Origin of the sequence: Pseudomonas sp. B19(2017) (genome assembly GCF_002113165.1) — a bacterium.
In the GTDB taxonomy this organism is placed as follows: Bacteria; Pseudomonadota; Gammaproteobacteria; order Pseudomonadales; family Pseudomonadaceae; genus Aquipseudomonas.
In genome coordinates, this window is record NZ_NEJR01000017.1 from 80,379 (window position 1) to 104,138 (window position 23,760).

A 23,760-nucleotide genomic window follows, 5' to 3' on the forward strand; every position below is an offset into this window, starting at 1 on the left:
CGTTGTCTACGCGTCCTCAATGAGAGCAATCATTTGAATTGGTTGCGCGCAAGGAGCATGTAATGCAACGCGACCTGCCTCCAAAGCCGAACGTCGTTTCAGGCCACCCGGCTCACGATTGCTGTGCTCCCTGGAGGGTTGGCAGTGGCCGGCTCAGCAACGTGCCAACCGATACGGCAAACAGCAGTGCCGCTACGCCCGCAACTTGCAATACAGCTTCGAAACCACCCATGAACGCCTGCCGGGCCAAGGGAGCTACTGCTTGACGCAGGCCTGGGTCGAGCATGGCCAATGCCGCTTGCAGGTCACCTGCGGCAACCCGGGTAGCCATTGCGGCAACCTGGCCCGATTGAGCGGGCGCCACGGTGGCCATGGCCTCATGCAACAATTGCCCGCTGCGGGCAGCTAGCACACCCCCGAGAACACCGATGGCAAGCACGATCGCGCCGAACCGCGTGGTGGTGCTCAGGCCCGAAGCCATGCCGGTACGTTCACGCGGTACGCAAGCCATGATGTTCTTCTGCGTATCGCCATTGAGCAGCCCGGCGCCAGCGCCCAGCACCACGCTGGCGAGGGCGAATGCGCTATAGCCGCCGTACCCTGCAGCCCAGGCGCACAGCAGGTTGCCCGCCCCTACCAGCACCAGGCCCAGCGCAAACACCTGCGCCGGGCTCAAGCGTGCAGCCAGACGCATGCCCAGGCGTGGCGCCAGCAGCATGGCCACGGCAAACGGCAGCATGCCTGCGCCAGCAGCCAAGGCCGACAATTGCAGGCCGTTCTGCAGGTACAGCGGCAGCAGGGTCATCATCACCTGGGCGCAGGCAGCATAGGCAAACATCCCCAGCAAGGCGCCAACGAAACGCCCGCTGCGCATCAGCCGCAGGTCGATCATCGGCCGTTCCTGGCTGCGCTCGACCATGACGAACAGGCCGAACAGGAAGGCGCTGATCACCAGCCGCCCCAGGGTTTGCGCACTGCCCCAGCCTACCTGGTTGGCATCGATCATCGCCCAGATCAGGTAACCCAGGCTGCCGGCGAAAGTCAGGCTGCCCCATGGGTCGAGCCGTGCCGCAGCGCTGTCACGGGACTCTTCGACACTGCGCAACACCATCACTGCCAACACTGCCACCAACGGCAAGTTGATGTAGAAGATCCAGCGCCAGCCAAGAGTACTGGCGATCACCCCGCCCAGTAGCGGCGCAAAAGTGATGGTGGCGCCCATGCAGGCGCCCCAGAAGGCCCAGGCGCGCATGCGTTCCTGGGGTTGATGGAAGCGGTTGCCGATCGCGGCCAGGGCCGAGGTCAGCAAAAGCGCCGCGCCAACGCCCTTGGCTGCCCTGGCCAGGTCGAGGAACAGCAGATTGGGCGCCGCGCCGCAGGCTAGCGAGGCGATGCCGAACAGGGCCAGGCCGAGCAGCAGCATGCGCCGGCGGCCAAAACGGTCGGCAAGGCTGCCAGCGGGCAGCAGGCAGGCGGCGAAGGCCAGCAGGTAGGCGCTGACCACCCATTCAATATCGGCGAACGAGCCGGACAGTTCGCGCGCGATGCTGGGCAGGCTGACCGCGACGATGTTGGTGTCGAGAATGATCAGGGCGCAGACCAGGGAGGCGGTGAGCAAGGTGAAACGCGCAGAGGGCATGGTGAGGCTCCGGATGCATAGCGGGTTGGTTCTGGCGGTGTTATTGGCCTGCAAGATCGCCGGGCAGGCTTTGCCGCCAAGCCACCAGCCTTGTAGTGTTGGCCCCAACATAACGCCGCCAGCCCCAAGGCTTGTTAGCCCCGGCGGCCCGTGTCATTACCCTGCAGGTAACACCCATGGAAATCCGCCATTTCCGCTACTTCCTCTGCGTCGCCCGTCACGGCCACTTCACCCGTGCCGCCGAACAGCTGGGCATTGCCCCGCCCACCCTCAGCCGGCAGATCCAGGACATGGAGCGCGAACTGGGCGTGCGCCTCTTCGAACGCAACCAGCGCGAGGTCAATCTAACCGCTGCGGGCCAGGCGCTGTTGGTCGAGGCCGAACATGCCGTGCGCCAGTTCGACGCTGCGCAACTGGGTGCGCAACGGGCAGCTCGTGGCGAAAGCGGGCGCATCGAACTGGGCTATGTGGCTTCGGCCGCGTACTCGGGCATGCTCCAACAGCAAGTCAGCCGCTACAGCGAAACCTGCCCCGGCGTACGCCTGAACATTCGCGAACTGCCCATGGCCGAACTGCCCGGCATGGTCGGCGACGGCCTGCTTGACCTTGCCTACGTGCGATCGCCGATGGAGCTCCCCGAGGAACTCGAAGCTATCGCCTTGCACCAGGAAGGTTTCGTCCTCGCCCTACCGGCCAGCTCGCGGATCAATGAAGTGCCGCAGATCCCAGCCTCGCGCCTGGCCAATGAAACCTTCATCCTGCCTGAGCAGATCTCCGGCACGCTGGAGGTGGCGGCGCAAGGTAGTTTCGTCCCCAGGCTTGGCCCACAGCCCGGTAGCCTGGTGGCGGTGCTCACCCTGGTGTCACTCGGCCAAGGCATCGCAGTGGTGCCGGAATCGGTAGTGCAGCGCATCAGCCTGCCGCAGGTGAACTACCGGCGAATTGTCGACTGCCATGCCAGCTCTTGGCTCAGCCTGATTCATCGACGTTTCGACAAAGCGCCAACGGCAATGAAGTACATCGAGATGATCAAGGGCTAAAAAAAACAAAGGGCACCCTCCACTGGTGCCCGTTGCCCTGCCGCCAGGTGAACTCAATCACCCCATCGAACGCGCCCCCACCGGTTGCGCATGGCCCCTCGTGGTCACGATCCCCAGGAAGGAAATCACGATCGCCAGGCCCAACGTCGAGGTCACTTCCGCCCGGTGTTCAGGCGTGAACATCATTACTGCCAGCGCCCCGCCGATGAACAGAATCACCGCCCAGGTCAGGTACGGGAACAGCCACATGCGGAACTTCAGCTCGGTGTTTTCCCGCTCCAGGCGGCGGCGCATGCGCAGCTGCGAAATGGCGATGACCATGTACACCAGCAAGGCGATGGCGCCGGAGCTGGCCAACAGGAACTCGAACACGCCCTTTGGCGCGAAGTAGTTGAGGACGGCGATGGCCGCACCGATCAGCGTGCTGCCGAACACCGCCGCACGCGGAACACCGACCTTGGAGGTCTTGTTGAGCATGGCTGGCGCGTCACCGCGCTTGGCCAGCGAGAACATCATCCGCGAGGCAATGTAGATCGAAGAGTTCATGCAGCTGGTCACTGCCACCAGCACCACCAGGTCGACCATGAAGGCCGCGTTGGGGATGTTCATGATCTCCAGCGCACGCTGGTAGGAACCCACCACCGCCAGCTGCGGGTCATTCCACGGCACCACCGATATGATCACGAAGATCGACAGGATGTAGAAGGTGCTGATACGCCAGATCACCGAGCGGGTGGCCTTGGCGATATTGCGCGACGGGTCGCTGGATTCGGACGCGGCGATGGTCACCGCTTCGGTGCCGATGAAGCTGAACATCACGGTGATGAATGCACCGACCACCGCCGACCAGCCCTTCGGCGCGAAGCCGCCGTGCTCGGCCATCAAGCCGCTCAGGCCACTGACCTCGCGGTTGGGCAGCCAACCCATCAGCGCGGCGAAGCCCAGGCCGATGAAGCCGAGAATGGCCGTGACCTTGAGAATGGCGAACCAGAACTCGAACTCACCGTACTTGGCCACGCTGAACAGGTTGGTACCGGCCAGCAGCAGCACCGAGGCCAGAGCGAAGATCCAGCTGTCCACCTGCGGGAACCAGGCGTTCAGCACATGCCCTGCTGCCAAGGCTTCGATCGGAATTACCAGTACCCAGAACCACCAGTACAACCAGCCGATGGTGTAGCCGGCCCAGCGGCCGATGGCCTGCTCGGCGTAGGTGGAAAACGATCCGGTATCGGGGTGTGCCACGGCCATTTCGCCGAGCATGCGCATGACCAGTACCACCAGGGTCCCGGCCACGAAATAGGAGATTATGGTAGCTGGCCCGGCTGCCGCAATGGCATGGCCAGAGCCAACGAATAGTCCGGCGCCGATGATGCCGGCGATGGACAGCATCGTTACATGACGTGGCTTGAAACCTTGTGCAAGGTTGCCATCAGATCCCACGGTGTTCATTGATGTTGTTCTCTTTTTGCTGACACAAGGATGGACGGGCAGGCGTAGGCGAAAATATCTCCTTTGAAATCAATAAGTCGACACGTTGCTCGCGTTCTGTTGTTGATATTTGGAGCGCGTCACAGAGCAATGTGTCAGTGCAGGTCGGGCTTCATTTAAGCCCCCCAGGGCTGCGGGAAATTACACGAGAACGCCCCGGAACTGTTCGATCACGACAGGGTGTTTCCATTAACGCCAGATGTTGCCGATGGCATGCCCGATCGCGTCACCAGGCCGCCTGGAGCTTTTATTTTTCATTTGGGTGTGTCGTGGCTGTACCGGCCCTTTCGCGGGCTCGCCCGCTCCCGCAGGTACTCCACAACCCCAGAACCTGTGGGAGCGGGCAAGCCCGCGAAGAGGCCAGCAGCCTCAACGCACCAGGCAAGGCCGCTTGTTATCGAAGCGCCAGCCCGGGATCAGGAACTGCATCGCCACGCTGTCATCCCGCGCGCCCAAGCCCATGTTGCGGTAGCACTCATGCGCCTTGGCCAACTGGTCTTCATCCAGCTCCACCCCCAGCCCCGGCCGTGCCGGCACGTGCACATGCCCGTCGACGATGCGCAGCGGCTCGCGAGTCAGGCGCTGGCCGTCCTGCCAGATCCAGTGGGTGTCGATCGCGGTGATTTCACCCGGTGCCGCAGCTGCCACCTGGGTGAACATCGCCAGCGAGATATCGAAGTGGTTGTTGGAATGCGAGCCCCAGGTCAGCCCCCAGTCGTTGCACATCTGCGCTACCCGCACCGAACCCTGCAAGGTCCAGAAGTGCGGGTCGGCCAGCGGGATGTCCACCGACTGCAACTGGATCGCATGGCCCATCTGCCGCCAGTCGGTAGCGATCATGTTGGTGGCGGTGGGCAGGCCAGTGGCGCGACGGAACTCGGCCATCACCTCCCGGCCCGAGTAGCCGTTCTCGGCACCGCACGGGTCTTCCGCATAAGCCAGCACATCATGCTTGTCGCGGCACAACGCAATGGCCTCCTGCAATGACCAGGCACCGTTCGGGTCGAGGGTAATGCGAGCTTCGGGGAAACGTTCGGCCAGGGCCGTTACCGCTTCCATCTCCTCCTCGCCGCGCAACACCCCACCCTTGAGCTTGAAGTCGCTGAAGCCATAGCGCGCCTTGGCGGCCTCGGCCAGGCGCACCACCGCGTCCGGGGTAAGGGCCTTTTCGTGGCGCAGGTGGAACCAGTCGTCCTCGGCATCGGCTTCGCTGCGGTAGGCCAGGTCGGTCTGCCGACGGTCGCCGATGTAGAACAGGTAACCGAGCATCTTCACGGCCTCGCGCTGCTGGCCTTCGCCCAGCAGTGCCGCCATCGGTACATTCAGGTGCTGGCCAAGCAGGTCGAGCAGCGCCGACTCGATGGCCGTCACCGCATGCACGGTAATGCGCAGGTCGAAGGTCTGCAGGCCGCGACCAGCCGAATCACGGCTGGCGAAGGTCTGGCGCATGGCATTGAGCACGCGCTGGTAATGGCCGATCGGCTGGCCGACCACCAGGCTGCGGGCGTCCTCCAGGGTCTGGCGGATCTTCTCGCCGCCGGGCACCTCACCCAGCCCGGTATTGCCGGCGCTGTCACGCAGCACCACGACGTTGCGGGTGAAGAACGGGCCATGGGCGCCACTGAGGTTGAGCAGCATGCTGTCGTGGCCAGCGACGGGGATCACGCGCAAGTCAGTGACCACGGGGGTGCTGGTGTGAAGGGTGTGCATGTTAATGGTTGTTGTCTCGCAGTCATCAATGGCTCTGACCCAGGGCCGAAGGGGCCTTGAGGTCATCGGAAGGGACGCCCTTTGGGCGAGTGCGTACGAAGAAGACGGCAATGGCCGCCAGCACCGAGGTCACCGCCAGGCCGTACAGGCCGCCCTGGATCGAGCCGGTCTGCTGCTCCAGCAGGCCGAAGGTGGTAGGGGCGACGAAGCCGCCGAGGTTGCCGATCGAGTTGATCAGGGCGATCACCGCAGCGGCGATGCGAGCATCCAGGTAGCCCTGCGGGATCGGCCAGAACAGTGACGACGCCGACTTGAAACCGATGGCCGCAAAGCACACTGCGACAAAGGCGAACACCGGCCCACCCGTGGTGGACATGAACATGCCGATGGCAGCGATCACCAGCGCACCTGCCACCCAGGCCTGCTGGAACTTCCAGCGCGCCGAGCCGGCGGCGAAGGCATACATGGCCAGGATCGAGATCAGCCAAGGGATCGAGTTGAAGAAGCCGACCTGCAGGTCGCTGAGGTCGCCCATGCGCTTGATGATGCTCGGCAGCCAGAAGGTGGCAGCGTAGATGGTCAGCTGGATGCAGAAGTAGATCAGGCAGAACAGCAGGATCTGGCGGTCCTTGAGCAGGCGCCAGGCCGATGGCCTGACTGCGCCGACCGCTTCGCGCTCAAGCTGCTCGCGATCGATGGCGGCTACCAGTGCGCCCTGCTCGGCCTGGCTCAGCCACTTGGCGTCCTGCGGCCTGGAGTCGAGCCAGAAGAACACGAAGAAACACAGCGTTACCGAGGCCATGCCTTCGATGAACAGCATCCATTGCCAGCCATGCATGCCCAGGCCCTGGATCTGCATCAGCGCACCGGCCAGCGGCCCGGAAATCAGCGACGCCAATGCCGAACCGCTGAGGAAGATGGCAATCGCCTTGCCGCGCTCGGCGGCCGGTAGCCAGCGGGTGAAGTAGTAGATCACCCCGGGGAAGAAGCCCGCTTCGGCAACGCCGAGCAGAAAGCGCAGCACGTAGAACTGGGTTTCGTTCTGCACGAAGGCCATCGCCGTGGCCACCAGCCCCCAGGTGAACATGATGCGGGTCAGCCACAGCCGTGCACCAACCTTTTGCAGCAGCATGTTCGAGGGCACCTCGAACAGCGCGTAGCCGATGAAGAACAGGCCGGCGCCAAAGCCATAGGCCGCGGCGCTGATGCCCAGGTCGCTTTCCAGGTGCGGGCGGACGAAGCCGATGTTGACGCGGTCCAGGTAGTTGACGATGAACATGATGACGAACAACGGCAGGACGTGGCGCTTGACCTTGGCCACGGCGCTGGCCAGGGCTTCGCCGTCATTACGGGCAGACGGAGCGAGGGTATCGTTCACTTGCGGATCTCCCACTAATTGTTTTTGTGCGGGTCGGGGTTGTCTGACATGGCAGTGGGCAGGAGCTTATGCGCAGCGCAGTTGTACGACAAGATCAACAAAAGCGGCAAAATCGCAAAATACAAGCTTAGAAGATGTATAAACGCATCGATAATGCGAGAAAAAACAAACTACGCGCTGACTTGAGCACAGAAAAAATCGGCAAAAAATATTTTTATCGATTAACTTGTCGTACAAGTACAACAACAATCGGACCCTACCATGTCCACCGGACACGCCCACCAACGCGGCCACAGCCGCGCCCATGACCTGGTCTCCAGCCTTACCCAGCAGATTTTGCTGGGCACCTTCAAGCCAGGTGACAAGCTGCCCTCGGAGAACGCCTTGGTGCGCGAGCACGGGGTCAGCCGCACGGTGGTCCGCGAGGCCCTGTCGAAATTGCAGGCCTCGGGGCTGGTGGAGCCACGCCACGGTATCGGTACGTTCGTGATGGAGCGCCAGGCCCAGGCCGGCCTGCGCATCGCTGCGGAAAGCGCGGCGAATGTGCGCGACCTGCTGGAACTGCGCATCGGCCTGGAAGGCCAGGCCGCAGCCCTGGCCGCGCTACGCCGTGACGAGGGGCACCTGACGCGCATGCGCCAGGCGCTGGACGACTACCAGGACCTGGCCGCCGCCGGCGACAGCTGCATCGAGGCCGACCGGCGCTTTCACCTGCTGATCGCCGAGGCTACCGGCAACCTGTACTTCACTGAAATGCTGTTGCAACTGGGCAGCGGCCTGATCCCGCGCAACCGCATGGCCCTGGCCGAACGCAGCGGGGCCAAGCTGGCGCGGCAAGCGTACCTGGCGAACCTTGAGCATGAGGCGATCCTCAATGCCATCCGCCGGCAGGACCCGGACGCGGCGCGGGCGGCGGTGTGCCTGCACCTGTCCAACAGCCGCGACCGACTACTGCCCGAACAGGCCTGACACAAAGAGAACCGCATCAGGCCTGCTTACCAGGTCAGGCAGATCTTGCCGAAATGCCGGTTGCTCTCCTGATAACGGAACGCCTCGACGATCTGCTCCAGCTCGAAATGCTTGTCCACCACCGGCCGCAGGCCGTTGGCATCGATCGCCCGCACCATCGCCTGCTGCTGGGCGCGGCTGCCGACCAGCACGCCTTGCAGGCGAATTTGCCGCACCAGCGCCTGCACCAGCGGCAGCTGCCCGGCCACGCCGGTGAGGATGCCGATCAACGACACATGCCCACCAATGCGCGTGGCAATCATCGATTGCTCCAGCGTCGCCGGGCCGCCCACTTCGATCACATGGTCGACGCCGCGGTTGCCGGTCAGCTCGCGCACTTTCTCACCCCAGGCGGGGGTGCTCTTGTAGTTGATCAGGTGGTCGGCACCCAGGGCCTTCAGGCGCTCCAGCTTGGCGTCGCTGGACGATGTAGCGATCACCGTCGCACCCGCCAGCTTGGCAAACTGCAGGGCGAAGATCGACACACCACCGGTGCCCTGCACCAGCACCGTATCGCCGGGCTTGAGGTGGTCATCGCTCATCAACGCACGCCAGGCCGTGAGACCGGCGGTGGTCAGCGTGGCAGCTTCAGCGTGGCTGTAGCCCTTGGGCGCCAGGGTGAACGCGCTGGCGCGAGCGGTAACCTGTTCACGGGCGTAACCATCGATACCATCCCCGGGCACCCTGGCGAAGCCCTCGACATTGGCCTGGCCGTCGAGCCAGTCGGGGAAGAAGGTGCTGACCACATTGTCGCCAACCTGGAACTCGGTGACGCCACTCCCCACCGCGACCACTTCGCCAGCGCCATCGGCCATGGGGATGCGCCGTTCGCTCGGGCCCCACATGCCGCTGACCACAGCGAAATCGTGGTAGTTGAGGGAGCTGGCGTGCAGGCGCACGGTGATCTCGCCGGCCTCGGGTGAAGAGGCCTCGCAGGTGCCGACCTCGACCTTGTCGTAGCCGCCGCCGGGTTGTACGTAGATGGCCTTGCTGGTCATGGGTGGGGTCTCCGTTCAGGGAATAGATTGGGGTTCAGCATAGACAGGTCCGGCCTCTTCGCGGGTGAACCCGCTCCCCAGGTTGAGTGCTGCATTTGAGCTCGGCGCGGTCCCTGGGGGAGCTGGCTTGCCTGCGATAGGACCCGCATTGCCAATACAAGAATTCAGCCCAGCATCACCTTCAATGCCCGGCAATCGGCTGCATGCCAATCCGCCAGCTCCGGCCACGGATTGTCCGGCAGGTTCACCAGCACCGTGCGCGCCCCTGCGGCCCGCCCACAGTCCAGGTCAAAGCGGTAATCCCCCACCATCACCAGCTCCGCCGGCGCCACGCCCCACGCATTGGCAATCTTCAGCAGCCCATCCGGGCTCGGCTTGGGCGCCGCTTCGTCACGCCCGAGAATGTGCTCCACAGGGAAGCAGTCCGCCAGGCCGATGGCCTCCAGCGTCACATGCGCCAACGCGCGGGCATTGCGGGTCAGAATGCCTAGCCGGCAACCACGCCCGGCCAGTTCGCGCACCAGTTCCACCGCACCGGTGGCTGCCGTGGAGGCAATCGCCAGGTCACGCTCATGCTCCAGCAGCCAGGCATGCTTGGCGGCAGCTTCGTCCGCCGGCAAGGCCGCCAGGTGGGTGAGGATGTCGTGCTCGGCCGGGATATCCAGCGCCACGCGGATAGCGGCAAAATCGTGCACCGCCACGGTCAGGGTGCCGTCCATGTCGAACACCCAGTTGCGCACCTCGCCCAGGCTCATGCCCAATCCTTGCGATGGCGAATCAGGCCTTCCTGGCACGACGACGCCACCAGTTGCCCGGCCTGGTTGAAGATGTTGCCGCGGCAGAAGCCACGGGCATTGCCTGCCCAAGGGCTGTCGGTGGCGTACAGCAGCCACTCGTCGGAACGCAGGTTGCCATGGAACCACAGCGAATGGTCGAGGCTGGCAATCTGCATGTCGCGCTGCCACACCGATTTGCCATGGGGCAGCAACGAAGTGGTCAGCAAGCCGAAGTCCGAGGCGTAGGCCAGCAGATATTTGTGCAGGGCGGGGATATCGGGCAGGTTGCCGTCGGCGCGGAACCAGGCGTACTTCACCGGGTCGCCAGGCTTGGGGTTGAACGGGTCGCGCTCGGTGACCGGGCGGATCTCGATCGGCTTGGCGCACAGCACTTTGTCACGGATGCGCTCGGGCAACTGGTCGGCCATGGCCCGGGCCAGCTCCACTTCACTGGGCAGGTTTTCCGGGCCGACCACTTCGGGCATCTGTGCCTGGTGCTCGAAACCTTCTTCGTCGTACTGGAACGAGGCGCTGCAGGTGAAGATCGGCTGGCCTTTCTGAATCGCCGTCACTCGCCGGGTGCTGAAGCTGCCGCCATCGCGTACGCGGTCCACCGAATACACCACCGGCAGGCTGGCATCGCCAGGGCGCAGGAAGTAGCCGTGCAATGAATGCACATGGCGTGCATCCTCGACCGTCTGGCTGGCGGCCGACAACGATTGGCCCAGAACCTGCCCGCCGTACAGCTGGCGGAAGCCCAGGTCCTGGCTGCGTCCACGGAACAGGTTCTCCTCGATGGCCTCGAGGCTCAACAGGTCGACCAGGTCATCCAACACATGACTCATCGGGGGTTCTCCTAGCAAGGCAACACGTCTCTACAGCACGCTTGTGAAGGCAAATGATACAGGGTTTGTCATAGGCGTCGGGCATGGCCATGCATTCAGGCGCGCAGGGTACGCTCCCAGTGTGCGCGGTCGATGCGGTACAGCACATGCGGGCGCAGCGGGTGGCCCACAGGCAGGCGGGGGTGTTCGAAACTGCCATTCAGGTCCTGCTGCATACCGATGGCCTGCATGACCTTCTGCGACGGCAGGTTGTTCTCGCTAGTGAACGACACCACCTCTTCCAGGCGCAATTGGGCGAAAGCACAGCGCAGGCAGGTCCATGCCGCCTCGCTGGCGAAACCCAGGCCCCAGTGGCGGCGTGCCAGGCGCCAACCGATCTCCACCGCCGGCGTGAAGTCAGCATCGAACCCCACGTGCAACAACCCGGTCATGCCGATAAAGGCACCGCTGTCCTTGCGCTCCAGGGCCCACAGGCCAAAGCCGTACTCATTGAAATGCCCGCGTACACGGCCGATCAGCGCAGCCGCCTCCAGGCGCGTCAGCGGCGCCGGAAAGTAGCGCATCACCTGCGGATCGGCACACAGCGCGGCAAACTCGCGCAGGTCGTCGTCGTGCCATTGGCGCAGCACCAGGCGTGCGCTTTCCAGTTGCAGGATAGGGGTCATGGGGCGTGCTCCGGTTTTACCGCCTTGCAGTTTACAGCGTAGGCGCGGGGGCGGGTTTAACCCAGCCGGCGCACCCGAATGCAATTTTCACATGCCCTTCACCACCCCCCGACAGGCCACTTGGCAGGATGCCCGCCATCACCGCCGCGCCAGCCGCGACCCTGCCAACGGAGCAACGCATGCTATCGAGCAACACCCTGGGGCACCCAGCCATTCACGCCCGGCGCAAGCGACGCCTGACCCGCAAAGCCGTCGGTGCCGCCCTTGGCCTGTGCATGGTGGTGGCGGCGTTGAGCACCTGGCTGGCGACGAGGACGCACATCGTGGACCTTGGCAACGAACAACAACTGAGTGACAGCGGCCTGCTGCAGGACTGGGCCGGCGGTGCGGTGATCGTGATGATCCGCCACGCCGAGCGCTGCGACAGTGCCCCCGGCCCATGCCTGGACGACCCAACCGGTATCACCGTGGCCGGTAGCCAGGCCGCCGGGCGAGTGGGCCAAGGGCTGCACCAGCTGGGTCTGAACAACGCCGACATGCTTAGCAGCCCGAAGCTGCGCACCCGGCAAACCGCGCATTTCATCCTCGGCCAGGCGGCGGCCAGCGAGGACTGGCTGGAAGGGTGCGACAAGCAGTTCGCCAGCGAAGCACTGGCGCACAAGCGACCGGGGCACAACCTGGTGCTGGTGACCCACAACGGTTGCATCGACCATTTCGCCCGCCAGCAGAACGTAGTGGGTGGCGAGCGGGAAAGCGGCTATGCCAGTGCGCTGTTCGTTTCGGTGGACAGTAATGGCAAGGCGCGCATCCTCGGCCGCTTGAACGAGCCGGACTGGCAGCGGGTATTGGCCAGCACCGCGAAATAGCTCTGGCCCCTGACGCGATCCCTGTGGGAGCGGGCATGCCCGCGAACACGGGCGCAGCCCGTGCCAAGCACCGCGGTGGCTGCTTCGCGGGCGCGCCCGCTCCCACAGGGGCCAGTGACAGCGCCAAAATCAAGTGTTCCCACATCAGTCACCCGCCATGGCAAGATCAGCACTGGCCCTGATTGCGACCCCACCCATGCCGTTGCCGCTGATCTACCACGAAGACTACAGCCCGGAGTTCCCTGCCGAACACCGCTTCCCCATGGACAAGTTCCGCCTTCTGCACGACCACCTGATCGACAGCGGGCTGACCACCGACCAGGCCCTGCTGCGCCCGGACATCTGCCCCAACGACATCCTCGCCTTGGCACACGACCGCAGCTACATCGAGCGCTACATGAACGGCGAGCTGTCGCGCGAGGACCAGCGCCGCCTCGGCCTGCCCTGGAGCGAGGCCCTGGCCCGGCGTACCGTGCGCGCCGTAGGCGGCTCGCTGCTGAGCGCCGAGATGGCGCTGCAGCACGGCATCGCCTGCCACCTTGCCGGCGGCACCCACCACGCCCATTACGACCACCCTGCCGGCTTCTGCATCTTCAACGACCTGGCCGTGATCAGCCACTACCTGCTGGCGGCTGGCCGGGTGCACCGGGTGCTGATCTTCGACTGCGATGTGCATCAGGGTGACGGCACTGCACGCATCCTGCACGACACACCAGACGCCATCACCGTGTCGCTGCACTGTGAACAGAACTTCCCGGCGCGCAAGGCGCAAAGCGATTGGGACATCCCCCTGCCCCGCGGCATGGGCGACACGGCCTACCTGAAGGTGGTGGACGACGCCCTCAACTACCTGCTGCCGCTCTATCGACCCGACCTGGTGCTGTATGACGCCGGGGTCGATGTGCACAAGGACGACGCCCTGGGCTATCTGCAACTGACCGATGCAGGCGTTGCCGCCCGTGACGAGGCAGTGCTGCGCCACTGCCTGGGCCGCGACATCCCGGTGGTGGGGGTGATTGGCGGTGGCTACAGCAAGGACCGAGCAGCCCTGGCCAGGCGCCACGGCATCCTTCATCACAGCGCAGCACGCGTCATCGGTTGTTCACAATGACTGTGGAACCGCTTGTGGATAACCTGCGGGAAAGCCGCTGCAGCCCTTTACTGGCGAGGCTTGCAGAGCACTGATCGTTTTTTGAGCAGTGTTTCCACAGGCCGCGCTGCGCTAGAATGCGCCTCTTTTCCACAGCCTGCTGCCTACCATGCCCGATCTGAGCCCCGCCTCCCCTCCCCTCGCTGTCGTCATCGGCGGCGGCCCAGCCGGCCTGATGGCCGCCGAAGCAATGGCCCAGGCGGGCCTGGCGGTCGAGGTGTTCGACGCCATGCCTTCGGTGGGCCGCAAGTTTTTGCTGGCGGGTGTCGGGGGCATGAACATCACCCACTCCGAGCCCTACCCGGCGTTCGTCAGCCGGTATGCCGAACGCCAGGGCGAAATTGCTGCGCTGCTGCGCGATTTCGATGCCGACGCCTTGCGCCAGTGGATTCACGGCCTGGGCATCGAAACCTTCGTCGGCACCTCGGGCCGGGTGTTCCCCGCCGACATGAAAGCCGCGCCACTGCTGCGCGCCTGGCTCAAGCGCCTGCGTGACAGCGGGGTAGTTATCCACACCCGTCACCGCTGGTTGGGCTGGAATGCCGAGGGTGCCTTGCGGATTGCTTATCCACAGGGCGAGCGGCTGGTAAAGGCCACCGTAGTGGTGCTGGCGCTGGGTGGCGGCAGTTGGGCGCGACTGGGTTCGGACGGTAGCTGGCAACCGTTGCTGGCCGAACGAGCTGTGGATATTTCACCCTTGCAGCCCAGCAACTGCGGTTTTGAAGTGGCAGGCTGGAGCGCGCTGCTCAAGGACAAGTTCGCCGGAGCGCCGTTGAAGAACATTGCCCTCAGCATTCCCGGCGGCGCGCCGCGCAAGGGCGAGTTCATCCTCACCGCGCAGGGTGTGGAAGGAAGCCTGGTATATGCCTGGTCGGCGCCGGTGCGCGAGGCCATCAACCGTGACGGCCACGGGATGTTGCTGCTCGACCTTTTGCCGGACAAGTCTGTGGACAAGATTGCCCAGGCGCTGGCCAAGCCACGGGGTTCGCGCTCCATGGCCAAGCACCTGCACAGCCAGCTGGGTATCGATGGGGTAAAGGCGGCGCTGTTGCGCGAGCTGACCGATCAGGCGACCTTTGCCGACCCTGATGCTTTGGCGAGGTCGATCAAGGCCTTGCCGATCACGCTGGTGCGCACACGACCGCTGGATGAAGCGATCAGCAGCGCGGGTGGGGTGCGTTTCGAGGCGCTGGATGAGGGCTTGATGGTCAAGGGCATGCCGGGGGTGTTCTGTGCCGGCGAGATGCTGGACTGGGAGGCGCCGACCGGGGGGTATCTGCTGACGGCGTGCTTTGCCAGCGGCTTGCGCGCGGGGCGGGCGGCGGTGGATTGGCTCAAATCCTGACACATACTCGATCCACTGTGGGAGCGGGCGTGCCCGCGAACACGGGCGAAGCCCGTGCCATGCATCGCGGTGCCTGCTTCGCGGGCATGCCCGCTCCCATAGGGGCCAAGTTTCCCCAGGCTACGGCTTACGCTTGCGGGGCCCACCATTGAAACTAGGCACCTTGCGCACCGCCTTCACCGCCGGCTCCGCACTGCCTGCTTCAGCACTGTCCATCCAGCGCCCCAACCCGCGCTTGGCGCTGTTTTCCTTCGGCTTCTTGGGCTTCTTCGGCTTCTTGATCACCTGGCCACTGGCGTCGGTCATCGGCACTCGGTGGTCAGGGATGAAATCAGGCTCTTCATGACGCGGCAGGGTCTGCCGGGTCAGCACTTCGATCGCCGCCAGCAGTTGCACTTCATCGGCACACACCAGCGAGATCGCCTCGCCCTTGTTGCCCGCCCGCCCGGTACGCCCGATGCGGTGCACGTAATCCTCGGCAACGATCGGCAGGTCAAGATTGACGACCAGCGGCAAGTCATCGATATCCAGGCCGCGGGCGGCCACATCGGTCGCCACCAGCACCTGGATTTCGCGGGCCTTGAAGCTGTCCAGCGCACGCTGGCGGGTGGCTTGCGGGCGGTCACCGTGGATACCGTCGGCATTCACACCCTCGGCCAGCAAGCGCTCCACCAGTTGGTCCACACCATTTCGGGTCTTGGCGAACACCAGCACCTGCTTCCAGCGCTGCTTGCGCAGCAGGTAGCAGAACAGGTCGACCTTGCGCTTTTTATCCACAGGCACCAGCCACTGTTTGACGCTGCTGGCCGTGGCATTGCGCGGGCTGACTTCAATGCTCAACGGGTCATTCAGGGCCAGCCCCGCCAGCATGCGAATCTGGTCGGAGAAAGTGGCTGAGAACAGCAAGGTCTGGCGCTTGCGTGGCAGCGCGGCGTACACCGACTGCAGCTCTTCGGCAAAGCCCAGGTCGAGCATGCGGTCGGCTTCGTCCAGCACCAGGGTCTGCACCTGGTTGAACTTCACGGCGTTCTGCCGGAACAGGTCGAGCAAGCGCCCCGGGGTGGCTACCAGCAGGTCGACACCACGACGCAGGCGCATCATCTGCGGGTTGATGCTGACCCCGCCATACACCGCGTAGGTGCTCAGCGGCAGGTTCTCGGCATACTCGCGCACGTTGTTGTGCACCTGCTCGGCCAGCTCACGGGTGGGCACCAGCACCAGCGCGCGGATCGAGTTGCTGGCTACCTTCTCGCCTTCCAGCGCCAGGCGCTGCAACACTGGCAGGGCAAAACCTGCGGTCTTGCCGGTGCCGGTCTGGGCCGCGGCCATCAGGTCGCGGCCGGCCAGCACGGCGGGGATGGCCTTGGCCTGCACCGGGGTCGGGGTGGTGTAGTCCAGCTGCTGCAGGGTGCGCAGCAGCGGTTCGATCAGGCCGAGTTTGGCGAAATTCATGGCAATACCGTCAGGGGGTTCAGCGAAGGCGGCAAGTTTACCGCATCGCCCCTGTCTACTTGCAGATTTCGCCTTTCAACGGCTGCGCCGGCTCAGGTGCCTTGCGCCACTGCGGCAGGCCTATCAGCACCACAGCGCCGATGATCACCGCCATGGCCACACACTCTTCGGCACCAATCTGCTCACCGGCAAAGATGATGCCCAGCAGCACAGCCACGGCCGGGTTGACGTATGCGTAGCTGGTGGCAGCTGCCGGGCGCACGTGCTTGAGCAAGTACATGTAGGCGCTGAACGCCAGGATCGAACCGAAGAACACCAGGTAGGCCAGCGCGCCCCAGCCGGCAGCCGTCGGCATGTGCGTCATGCGCTCGCCAGACAGCACGCTGCCAAGCAACAACACGCCACCACCGACCAGCATTTCGGCAGCGCTGGCCATGGGCCCCTGGGGCAGCGGCAAGGTCTTGCTCCACACCGAGCCGAATGCCCAGGAGGCCGCCGCAAAAATGATCAGCGCCGCGCCAATCGGGCTTGCCTGCAGGTTGGAGCCCAGGTTCAGCAGGCCGATGCCCACCAGCCCAAGGGCGATCCCCGCCCACTCCAGCTTCGAATTGCGGTGCCCGAACAACAGGCCGAACAGCAAGGTGAACAGCGGCACCGTCGCCACCGCCAGTGCTGCCACGCCCGAGGCTACGCCAGCATGCTCGGCCACGGTCACGCCACCGTTGCCGCAACTGAGCAGCAGAAAACCGATCGCTCCCGCCGCGCGCCACTGCGGCCAGGTCGGCGCCGGCACACCGCGCCAGCGCAGGAACCCATACAGCAGCCCACCGGCAATCAGGAAGCGCACCCCAGCCATGAGCATCGGTGGCCAGCTCTCGACGCCAATGCGAATGAACAGGTAGGTGGAGCCCCAGACCAGGTACAAGGCCAGGAAAGCGCCAACGAGCAACAAAGGGAAGCGACGTGAGGCAGGCATGGGAAACACTCGAAATCCGTTTACGGGTGGCTTAGTTTAGAAAGGCCAACGTGTAAACTTAAGTTACAAAACAGCTTTAAATGACCCGAACACTTTGCATTGCATGGTTATTCGGAGGCTTTTCAATCGAATCGAAACCAGGCAGGAAAATTCCATGGACAAGTACGACCGCATGCTGCTCGCCGCACTGCTCGACAACGGCCGCGCCACCTTCGCGCAACTGGCGCGGCAGGTGAACCTGTCGGCGCCTGCGGTGGCCGAGCGGGTGGCCAAGCTCGAGGCCAGCGGGGTCATCACCGGCTACCAGGCCAAGGTCGACATGAGCAAGATCGGCCTGCCAATACAGTGCGTGATCGAACTGCGCCTGGCCAGTCACGGCAATCAGCAGGCCTACGAAGCGTTGACCCAGATTCCCCAGTTGACCGAATGCCACCGGGTTACCGGCGACCCCTGCGTCATCATGCAGGCAGCAGTGGGTTCGATGCCCGAGCTGGAGGAACTGATCAACCGGGTAGCCCAGTTCGGCTTCAGCAAGACCTCGATCATTCTCTCCAGCGCGGTGGAACGGCGGGTGCCACTGGCGCAACTGGAGAGGAAGCCCTAACAGTACCTGGCCAGGGTTTCACGAACCTTTGCGGCAGGGGTTTTCTGCAGGCGACAGAGCAAGTCGTGCGAAAGTTGCTGGACACCGTGGCTCTGGCGCAACACACCAGCCAGGTGTTGCAGCAGGTTGGCGGCCATTTCGGCATCGGCCATGGCCCGGTGCGCGGTACCGGTATCCGGCAGCCCGGCCCAGCGGGTCAGGGTGCCCAGCTTGTGGTTCGGGGCTGCCGGCAGCAAGCGCCGTGACAACAGCAAGGAACAGGCGAAGGCCTGGCTGCGGCTACGGCCGATGCGGCTCAATTCGTAGTCCCAGAACTTCTGGTCGAAAGCGGCATTATGTGCCAGCAGCGGGGTGCCACCGACGAATTCGGCCACTTCGTTCATCACCTTGTCCACCGGCGGCGCACTGCGCAGCATGGCAGTGGTGATGCCGGTGAGCCCGGCGACAAAGGCGGGTACCGGCACGCCGGCGTTCATCAGGCTCTGGTAACGCTCGACGATGCGCCCCCCCTCCAGCATCACCACCGCCACCTCGGTGGCTCGGCAGCCGGCGCCGGGGCTGATGCCGGTGGTTTCAAAGTCGATGACAGCGATACGTTCCATGCAAAATCTCAGTGTTTGAGCAACAGCGCACCCTCGATGGGTACATAACGGGTGGCGGCACGGATCAGCGACAGTGCAGTAAGCCCGGGCACACCATACACCACTGCCTCGGTGCCATGGCGCTGGATCACCCGCTCCAGCAGCAGGTCGAAATCGCCATCGCCGGAGGCCAGTACCACTTGGTCGACGCGGCTGGCGGCATCGATCACATCCAGGGTAATGCCCACGTCCCAGTCACCTTTGGCCGAGCCATCGCTGCGTTGGATGAAGGGCTTGAGCCGCACATCGAAACCGAGGTTGCGCAAGATCTGCTGGAACTGCTGCTGCTTGCTGTCGCCACGGTCGATGGCATAGGCCACGGCCTCGACGATCTGGCCTTCGCGGCTGACATCGGCCCACAGCGCGGCGTAGTTGAAATGGCAACCGTGGGCCTGGCGCACGGTGTAGTAGAGGTTCTGCACATCGGCGAACAGCGCGATCTTTTTCACCTGGGCATCTCTTGTCAGGCCGGGATTGCTGGGGGCTGCCTTGCAGCCCTTTCGCGACACAAGGCCGCTCCTACAGGGGTTCGCGTACCCTTGTGGGAGCGGCCTTGCGTCGCGAAAGGGGCGCAAAGCGCCCCCAAAATTGCCAGCAGTATGCCAGACCTGTCAGACGTACGAATCGTCGTCGGAGAAGAACCCGCCATCATCGCTGCCATAATCGCTGTCGGCATAACCACCCTGGTCACTGCCCCAACCACCGTTGTCAGCCACCTGCTGCTGCGCCCCCGAGTCGTTCCAGCCACCGTTGTCACTGGCCGGCGCCGGCTCTTCCTTGATCACTTCGACCACCTCCTCCGGCTGCGAGTTGTGGTTGAACAGGCTGCTGATGCCCTGCGCCAGCAACACACCACCCGCCACACCGGCCGCGGTCTGCATCGCACCACCGAGGAAGCTGCTGGCACCACTGCGTGCCGGTGCGGCGCCAAAGCCAGGCTGCTGCGCTTGTGGCTGGGAAAAGCCCGGCGCCGACGGCTCACGCCAGCCACCACCGGTTGCCACCGGGGCGGCAGCGGGACGCTGCGGTTGCACGGCCGGGGCAGCACTGCGCCCCGAACCAAAGATGCTGGACAGGAAACCACCACCGCCGTTGTTCGGCGCGCTGCCGACACGGGCGGCCTCGGCCTGGGCGCGGGCCTGCTTCAGTTCGGCTTCCAGCTGCTTGTTCTGCTCGTCGAGGCGCTTGATGGCCGCCTCCTGTACCAGAATCGCCTGGGCCATGTAATAAGGCGCCGCCGGCTGCTGACGCACGTGTTCCTCGATGCATGCCTGGGCCTGCGCATCACGCGGCTGGCTCGGGTCTTCGGCTTGCTTGAGGCGGCCGAACAGGCCATCGATCAGGGTTTGTTCTTCAGTATTCATGGGGCGACCTCGTGGGGTAGCGGGACAACGGACAGCGTCAAAGATGGGGCGTACAGACGTGGGATTCAATCACCGGCGGCGTGAAACTTTTTTCAGCAAATGACAGCCTCAAGCTTGCTTTGGGCTAAAGTTAGGCCCCTGTTTTTACTGCCATGCGATCTTGACTGATGAATCCGCTGAGCGTCCTGCGCGACTCCTTGTACTTCTTCCGCCGCCACCTGCCGAACATCCTCCAGCTGTGCCTGCCGCTGGTGGTGCTGGAAGCCTTGCTCACCCAGCTGCTGTACCGGCAGATGGGTGACCAGGCATCGCCGGCCTACGGCATGCTGGTCAGCCTGCTGTTCTACCCGCTGTACAGCGCCGCGCTGATCCTGTACCTCGACACCCGCAGCAACGGCCAGGAAATCGCCAAGCGCGACCTGTTCGCCCGTGCCGTGCAGCTGTGGCCGCAACTGGCCCTGCTGATCCTGATCAGCTCGCTGCTGATCATGGCGGGCCTTGCGCTGTTCATCTTCCCGGGCGTATGGATCATGATCAACCTGGTGTTCGCCGAGTACCTGCTGGTACTGCGCGGCCGGCCGGTGGTGCAGGCGATGCGTGACAGCGCCAGCATGACCACCGGGCACTTCATGCGCATCATGATCTGCGTGGTCGGCGTGCTGGCACCGATCTGGCTGATCGACGGGCTGCTGCTGATGGCCTTCCCCGAGCCATCGCCAGGCATGGAGCTGGCCATGGACAGCCTCAGCGGCTTCCTGCAACTGTTCAGCACCGTGGTGCTGTACCGCCTGTTCATGTTGCTGGAAGGCGAGCCCAGCGCCTGAGGTTGCCGGGGAAGGTCTTCGATCTGCCTGGCTGCCGAGCCCTGGCATTAGGGTGCACAACCTTCAATGCCATTCAGGGAGAGCACCATGGACGCAGACATTCAGGCGCGATACGCAAGGTCGTTTCGCGGCAAGCTGTACATGCGCGCCGTCGACTACGACATTCCCCTGCGCCTGAGCCGCAGCGCAGACAAATTCAACTGGGGCTTCCCCCCCGAGGATGACTGGTTGCAGGCGGGTGGGCGACAGGACTCGCCGGTGATGGACTTTCATTACCACTCGCACGCCGAAGATCGCCTGCACCACCACATCAGCATTCCCGAGCACCCGACAGTCATGAAACTGGGCATCAGTCGCAATGGCTACCTGGGCTTCTACCGGTATGCCGAAGTCACCGATTACTGGAAGATCGAACCGCTGCATCCGAGCGATGAAGGGCTGGTCTGTCATCTGCGCGACCACCGCGGATACAGGGTGGGTGTCATCCCCGATACACCACACCATAGCGGAGACAAGGTGTACCTGTTGAACGTCGAAGAGGGTGAAATCGTGACCTTCCTGCTGAGACAGGCAAACTGAACGTCACAGGTGGGACAATATGGTGAAAGACACTTTCATTACACGTCCTGGCCTGAGCACAATTTCAAAGGACCGACTACACGAGTGTGATCGAACGTAGCCCGCAGAACTGAATTACCGCTCACTTTCAGGTACCGCACGGCTTCGCCCGTGCGGTCGCCTCGGCCCCCAAGGGGTCTTCCAGCCAGTAATGCTTCAGCTAGTGCCCTTTCAGGTCCTTCTTCACCTCCGCACAGGTCGTACGCAAGAATTCCCAGGGCGGCAATCTCTTGCCACATCGGCAAACCATTGCCGCCCTAACCTTTCCGTGGGAAAAGAACACAGACGCGCGCGACAATTAGTCGACGTTATAGCGCGACTTCTCCTACAGGCAAAACTTACAGACTTCGTAAGTTACATACAAATTAATAGTTTCTTGACGAATAGCCGCACTTCTACTTCTCCGCAGCCGTGACAGCTCCGATTCAATCAGCGCTGGCACGCTTTCTGCCTCCCTCTTTCCAAGCCAAGAATGCCATTCTTAGTTTCATGGAAGGGGTTTGGCAGCAAGACAGACTATCGTCAATTTCGATACGTTGGCGGCAGTTATTCACCGCATGAAAACCTGAAAATCAACTATGGAGGAACGACATATACGGTAGCAGGAGACATCTGGATGGCGGATCTATCCGAAAACCCCAATCAGTGGTCACTCGTTAACTCGGTGGCCATTGAATATCAATTACAAATCCTGGGCGAAGCAAGTTTTCGGCCTACCAATCAAGCACTCCGCAAAACCTCTTGGAACCGCCCTATAACCACCTTCCGTTGGTAGTTTTACTTAGTAAAGGAAGTTCTGCAATGATAAACCCTACTTCAATGCGGGCGCATATGGACGCTCCCGTTACAGCCACCACCCAACGCCCTCCAAGCACCGGGATGCCCACCGCCACTGCCAGCTTTCAACATGCAGTCGCCAATGCCACTGGTTCCTTGCAAGGTGAAAAGCTCACAATCAGTGACGAGGGGAAAGCTGCCCTACAAAAAAGCCGGAGCGCCTATCAAGACATCATCAACAACCCCGACCCGGACATAAGTACCAAGCAGCATGCGATACCCAGCTGGCTGGGCGAGCACTTCATTGATATGAACTTCACACTCATGACCGATGAATGGCGAAACAGAACCGGCAACTCTGGGAAACTAGCGAGCGCCGGCGCTGACGTGGTAGCGGAATACACACAACTTATACTTGAACACTATCGAACGCTTCAAGAAAAAAATGGAATTGAAACCCCAGAGCAACACTACAACCAGATGATCGCCGACCCTGTTCGTAGCGAAGAGCTTCGTCGACAATTCAATGAAATCCTATTATCCGACCCTCGCACTGTAGAACTCATGCAAAAAATTGGCATAACGCTTTCATAGGGAGCACACCACTGATACATGGCTAGCCGATCTCTCGGGCAACCCTAATCAATGGTCTGCAGCAAAAAAGCCGGGCTGGAGCCTCGAAACCTATGCCGGCCTGGGCTTTGCGCTCAATGAAAAACTGTCCCTGGGCACTCGCCTCGGCTATGCCTACAACGCCAGGATGAAAGCCGAGGGCCAGACCATCTACGGCTCGGACAGCGAACCAGTGGACCTCTCGTTCTCCGCCTCCTACAACCTCGACGCCAATTGGGTGGTCAGCCCCAGGCTCAGCTACAGCTTGAACGACGACGCAGGCCCCGCCGCCCTCTCGGTGAATCTGAAACGGCGTTTTCTGTGAGCGCCTGGCATTTGCGGATTGCCTACCTGGCCATCCCCTTGCTCATGGCCTGCCCCGCGCTGGCGACGGAGGTGTTCCAGCCACGTCAACTGACCTCCCTGAAAGCCCTGAAGATGAATGGCATCCACCGGCAAACGCTGGACTACTCCTGTGGTGCGGCAGCCCTTGCCATACTGCTGGGCAGGTACTTTGGCGAGGCGCTGGACGAGGCGCAGATTCTGGCGGATATCGTGTATCGCCTGAGCAAGGAGGAAGAAGCCGAACGCATGCATGAAGGTTTTTCCATGCTCGACCTGAAACAGTCGGCGGAACGCCTTGGCTACCACGCAGCCGGCATCATGCTGCCCATTGAGGCCGCTACGCGGTTGGAAGGGCCGGTCATCATCCTGCTGCGGCCAAACAACCTGAAGCTTCACCACTTCGTGGTACTCAAGGGAATTTCCGGGGGGCACGCCTTCCTTGCGGACCCAGCCCGAGGTCACTTGCGCATGCCACTTTTCGAACTGGCTGAGCAGTGGCACGGCGAAACCCTGATAATTGGCCGAGAGGGTTTCGGCCTTCCCCGGCACCATGCACTTACCCCGCCCCACGGCAACGCGGTGGCCCCTGAGCAGCACGTGACCCGTACCTTGCAGCAAGTGCCGGCGCCTTGAGCGCAG

24 protein-coding genes and 1 pseudogene are annotated in these 23,760 nt (G+C 63.2%); 11 read left to right on the top strand and 14 right to left on the bottom strand.

The annotated features are described in order from the left end of the window. Nucleotides 1–112 precede the first annotated feature (112 nt). On the bottom strand, nucleotides 113–1,639 hold the full coding sequence (locus tag CAF70_RS20635) for an MFS transporter (RefSeq protein WP_085625713.1): 1,527 nt from the start codon (nucleotides 1,637–1,639) through the stop codon (nucleotides 113–115). Nucleotides 1,640–1,815: 176 nt separating this feature from the next. Between CAF70_RS20635 and CAF70_RS20640 the strand changes: the two genes are divergently transcribed. Beyond that, nucleotides 1,816–2,679 (top strand): LysR family transcriptional regulator, encoded by an 864-nt coding sequence (locus tag CAF70_RS20640; protein WP_085625714.1) that lies wholly within the window; start codon nucleotides 1,816–1,818, stop codon nucleotides 2,677–2,679. 57 nt (nucleotides 2,680–2,736) lie between these two features. On the opposite strand, the gene gabP is transcribed toward CAF70_RS20640, so the two are convergent. The 3 genes from gabP to CAF70_RS20655 form a co-directional block, all read right to left on the bottom strand. Continuing rightward, complete coding sequence (gabP, locus tag CAF70_RS20645) at nucleotides 2,737–4,128, bottom strand: GABA permease (protein ID WP_085625715.1); 1,392 nt, start codon at nucleotides 4,126–4,128, stop codon at nucleotides 2,737–2,739. A gap of 408 nt (nucleotides 4,129–4,536) precedes the next feature. After that, the gene (gene gudD, locus CAF70_RS20650; RefSeq protein ID WP_143491621.1) at nucleotides 4,537–5,877 is read right to left on the bottom strand and encodes a glucarate dehydratase; all 1,341 of its coding nucleotides are present in this window, start codon (nucleotides 5,875–5,877) and stop codon (nucleotides 4,537–4,539) included. A 25-nt stretch (nucleotides 5,878–5,902) separates the two neighbouring features. Then, nucleotides 5,903–7,255: an MFS transporter gene (locus tag CAF70_RS20655; protein ID WP_085625716.1), complete on the bottom strand. Its 1,353-nt coding sequence runs from the start codon at nucleotides 7,253–7,255 to the stop codon at nucleotides 5,903–5,905. A gap of 261 nt (nucleotides 7,256–7,516) precedes the next feature. Here CAF70_RS20655 and CAF70_RS20660 point away from each other — a divergent pair, with 261 nt between their 5' ends. Then, entirely contained in the window at nucleotides 7,517–8,224 is a 708-nt protein-coding gene (locus CAF70_RS20660; protein ID WP_085625717.1) for a FadR/GntR family transcriptional regulator, read from the top strand. A 26-nt stretch (nucleotides 8,225–8,250) separates the two neighbouring features. Here CAF70_RS20660 and CAF70_RS20665 read toward each other — a convergent pair whose 3' ends face one another. The 4 genes from CAF70_RS20665 to CAF70_RS20680 all read right to left on the bottom strand — a co-directional run bounded on the left by CAF70_RS20665 (nucleotide 8,251) and on the right by CAF70_RS20680 (nucleotide 11,547). Further along, nucleotides 8,251–9,261, bottom strand: a complete 1,011-nt coding sequence (locus CAF70_RS20665; protein WP_085625718.1) for an NAD(P)-dependent alcohol dehydrogenase — start codon at nucleotides 9,259–9,261, stop codon at nucleotides 8,251–8,253. A gap of 164 nt (nucleotides 9,262–9,425) precedes the next feature. Continuing rightward, a complete protein-coding gene (locus CAF70_RS20670; protein ID WP_085625719.1) occupies nucleotides 9,426–10,016 on the bottom strand; it encodes an HAD family hydrolase in 591 nt (196 codons plus the stop codon). After that, nucleotides 10,013–10,882, bottom strand: coding sequence for an acyl-CoA thioesterase II (gene tesB / locus CAF70_RS20675; protein ID WP_085625720.1), 870 nt, complete (start codon nucleotides 10,880–10,882; stop codon nucleotides 10,013–10,015). Before tesB ends, CAF70_RS20670 begins: the two co-directional genes overlap by 4 nt. A 95-nt stretch (nucleotides 10,883–10,977) precedes the next feature. Continuing rightward, nucleotides 10,978–11,547 (bottom strand): GNAT family N-acetyltransferase, encoded by a 570-nt coding sequence (locus tag CAF70_RS20680; RefSeq protein WP_085625721.1) that lies wholly within the window; start codon nucleotides 11,545–11,547, stop codon nucleotides 10,978–10,980. Between the two features lie 179 nt (nucleotides 11,548–11,726). Here CAF70_RS20680 and CAF70_RS20685 point away from each other — a divergent pair, with 179 nt between their 5' ends. The 3 genes from CAF70_RS20685 (at nucleotide 11,727) to CAF70_RS20695 (ending at nucleotide 14,908) form a co-directional block, all read left to right on the top strand. Then, the gene (locus CAF70_RS20685) at nucleotides 11,727–12,413 is read left to right on the top strand and encodes a histidine phosphatase family protein (protein WP_085625722.1); all 687 of its coding nucleotides are present in this window, start codon (nucleotides 11,727–11,729) and stop codon (nucleotides 12,411–12,413) included. Nucleotides 12,414–12,609: 196 nt separating this feature from the next. Beyond that, nucleotides 12,610–13,524 carry a histone deacetylase gene (locus CAF70_RS20690; protein ID WP_085625723.1) on the top strand — a complete coding sequence of 305 codons (915 nt, stop codon included), beginning with the start codon at nucleotides 12,610–12,612 and terminating at the stop codon, nucleotides 13,522–13,524. A gap of 148 nt (nucleotides 13,525–13,672) precedes the next feature. After that, nucleotides 13,673–14,908, top strand: coding sequence for a TIGR03862 family flavoprotein (locus tag CAF70_RS20695; protein ID WP_085625724.1), 1,236 nt, complete (start codon nucleotides 13,673–13,675; stop codon nucleotides 14,906–14,908). A 120-nt stretch (nucleotides 14,909–15,028) separates the two neighbouring features. Here the strand turns inward: CAF70_RS20695 and CAF70_RS20700 are convergent, their stop codons facing one another. Both CAF70_RS20700 and yedA read right to left on the bottom strand, forming a co-directional pair. Further along, a complete protein-coding gene (locus CAF70_RS20700) occupies nucleotides 15,029–16,360 on the bottom strand; it encodes a DEAD/DEAH box helicase (RefSeq protein ID WP_085625725.1) in 1,332 nt (443 codons plus the stop codon). Between the two features lie 55 nt (nucleotides 16,361–16,415). Then, a complete protein-coding gene (gene yedA, locus CAF70_RS20705) occupies nucleotides 16,416–17,336 on the bottom strand; it encodes a drug/metabolite exporter YedA (protein ID WP_085625726.1) in 921 nt (306 codons plus the stop codon). A gap of 154 nt (nucleotides 17,337–17,490) precedes the next feature. Between yedA and CAF70_RS20710 the strand changes: the two genes are divergently transcribed. Then, nucleotides 17,491–17,940 (top strand): Lrp/AsnC family transcriptional regulator, encoded by a 450-nt coding sequence (locus CAF70_RS20710; protein WP_085625727.1) that lies wholly within the window; start codon nucleotides 17,491–17,493, stop codon nucleotides 17,938–17,940. Here CAF70_RS20710 and CAF70_RS20715 read toward each other — a convergent pair. The 3 genes from CAF70_RS20715 to CAF70_RS20730 form a co-directional block, all read right to left on the bottom strand. After that, a complete protein-coding gene (locus CAF70_RS20715) occupies nucleotides 17,937–18,542 on the bottom strand; it encodes a PolC-type DNA polymerase III (protein WP_085625728.1) in 606 nt (201 codons plus the stop codon). The genes CAF70_RS20710 and CAF70_RS20715 overlap by 4 nt on opposite strands. Nucleotides 18,543–18,550: 8 nt before the next feature. Continuing rightward, nucleotides 18,551–19,030, bottom strand: coding sequence for an NYN domain-containing protein (locus tag CAF70_RS20720; protein WP_085625729.1), 480 nt, complete (start codon nucleotides 19,028–19,030; stop codon nucleotides 18,551–18,553). Nucleotides 19,031–19,192: 162 nt separating this feature from the next. Beyond that, on the bottom strand, nucleotides 19,193–19,945 hold the full coding sequence (locus CAF70_RS20730) for a DUF2076 domain-containing protein (RefSeq protein ID WP_085625731.1): 753 nt from the start codon (nucleotides 19,943–19,945) through the stop codon (nucleotides 19,193–19,195). A 167-nt stretch (nucleotides 19,946–20,112) separates the two neighbouring features. Here CAF70_RS20730 and CAF70_RS20735 point away from each other — a divergent pair, with 167 nt between their 5' ends. Both CAF70_RS20735 and CAF70_RS20740 read left to right on the top strand, forming a co-directional pair. Next, on the top strand, nucleotides 20,113–20,769 hold the full coding sequence (locus CAF70_RS20735; RefSeq protein ID WP_085625732.1) for a YciC family protein: 657 nt from the start codon (nucleotides 20,113–20,115) through the stop codon (nucleotides 20,767–20,769). Between the two features lie 87 nt (nucleotides 20,770–20,856). Then, on the top strand, nucleotides 20,857–21,348 hold the full coding sequence (locus tag CAF70_RS20740) for a hypothetical protein (RefSeq protein WP_085625733.1): 492 nt from the start codon (nucleotides 20,857–20,859) through the stop codon (nucleotides 21,346–21,348). A 127-nt stretch (nucleotides 21,349–21,475) separates the two neighbouring features. Here CAF70_RS20740 and CAF70_RS28225 read toward each other — a convergent pair. Continuing rightward, nucleotides 21,476–21,598 (bottom strand): annotated as a pseudogene (locus CAF70_RS28225) (hypothetical protein); the annotation flags it as partial. 590 nt (nucleotides 21,599–22,188) lie between these two features. Here CAF70_RS28225 and CAF70_RS20745 point away from each other — a divergent pair. From CAF70_RS20745 to CAF70_RS20750, 3 genes are all read left to right on the top strand, one after another. Continuing rightward, nucleotides 22,189–22,758, top strand: a complete 570-nt coding sequence (locus tag CAF70_RS20745; protein WP_085625734.1) for a hypothetical protein — start codon at nucleotides 22,189–22,191, stop codon at nucleotides 22,756–22,758. Nucleotides 22,759–22,924: 166 nt separating this feature from the next. Then, nucleotides 22,925–23,101 (top strand): hypothetical protein, encoded by a 177-nt coding sequence (locus CAF70_RS27585; RefSeq protein WP_158090320.1) that lies wholly within the window; start codon nucleotides 22,925–22,927, stop codon nucleotides 23,099–23,101. Next, on the top strand, nucleotides 23,098–23,754 hold the full coding sequence (locus CAF70_RS20750; protein ID WP_256573298.1) for a C39 family peptidase: 657 nt from the start codon (nucleotides 23,098–23,100) through the stop codon (nucleotides 23,752–23,754). Before CAF70_RS27585 ends, CAF70_RS20750 begins: the two co-directional genes overlap by 4 nt. Nucleotides 23,755–23,760 lie beyond the last annotated feature (6 nt).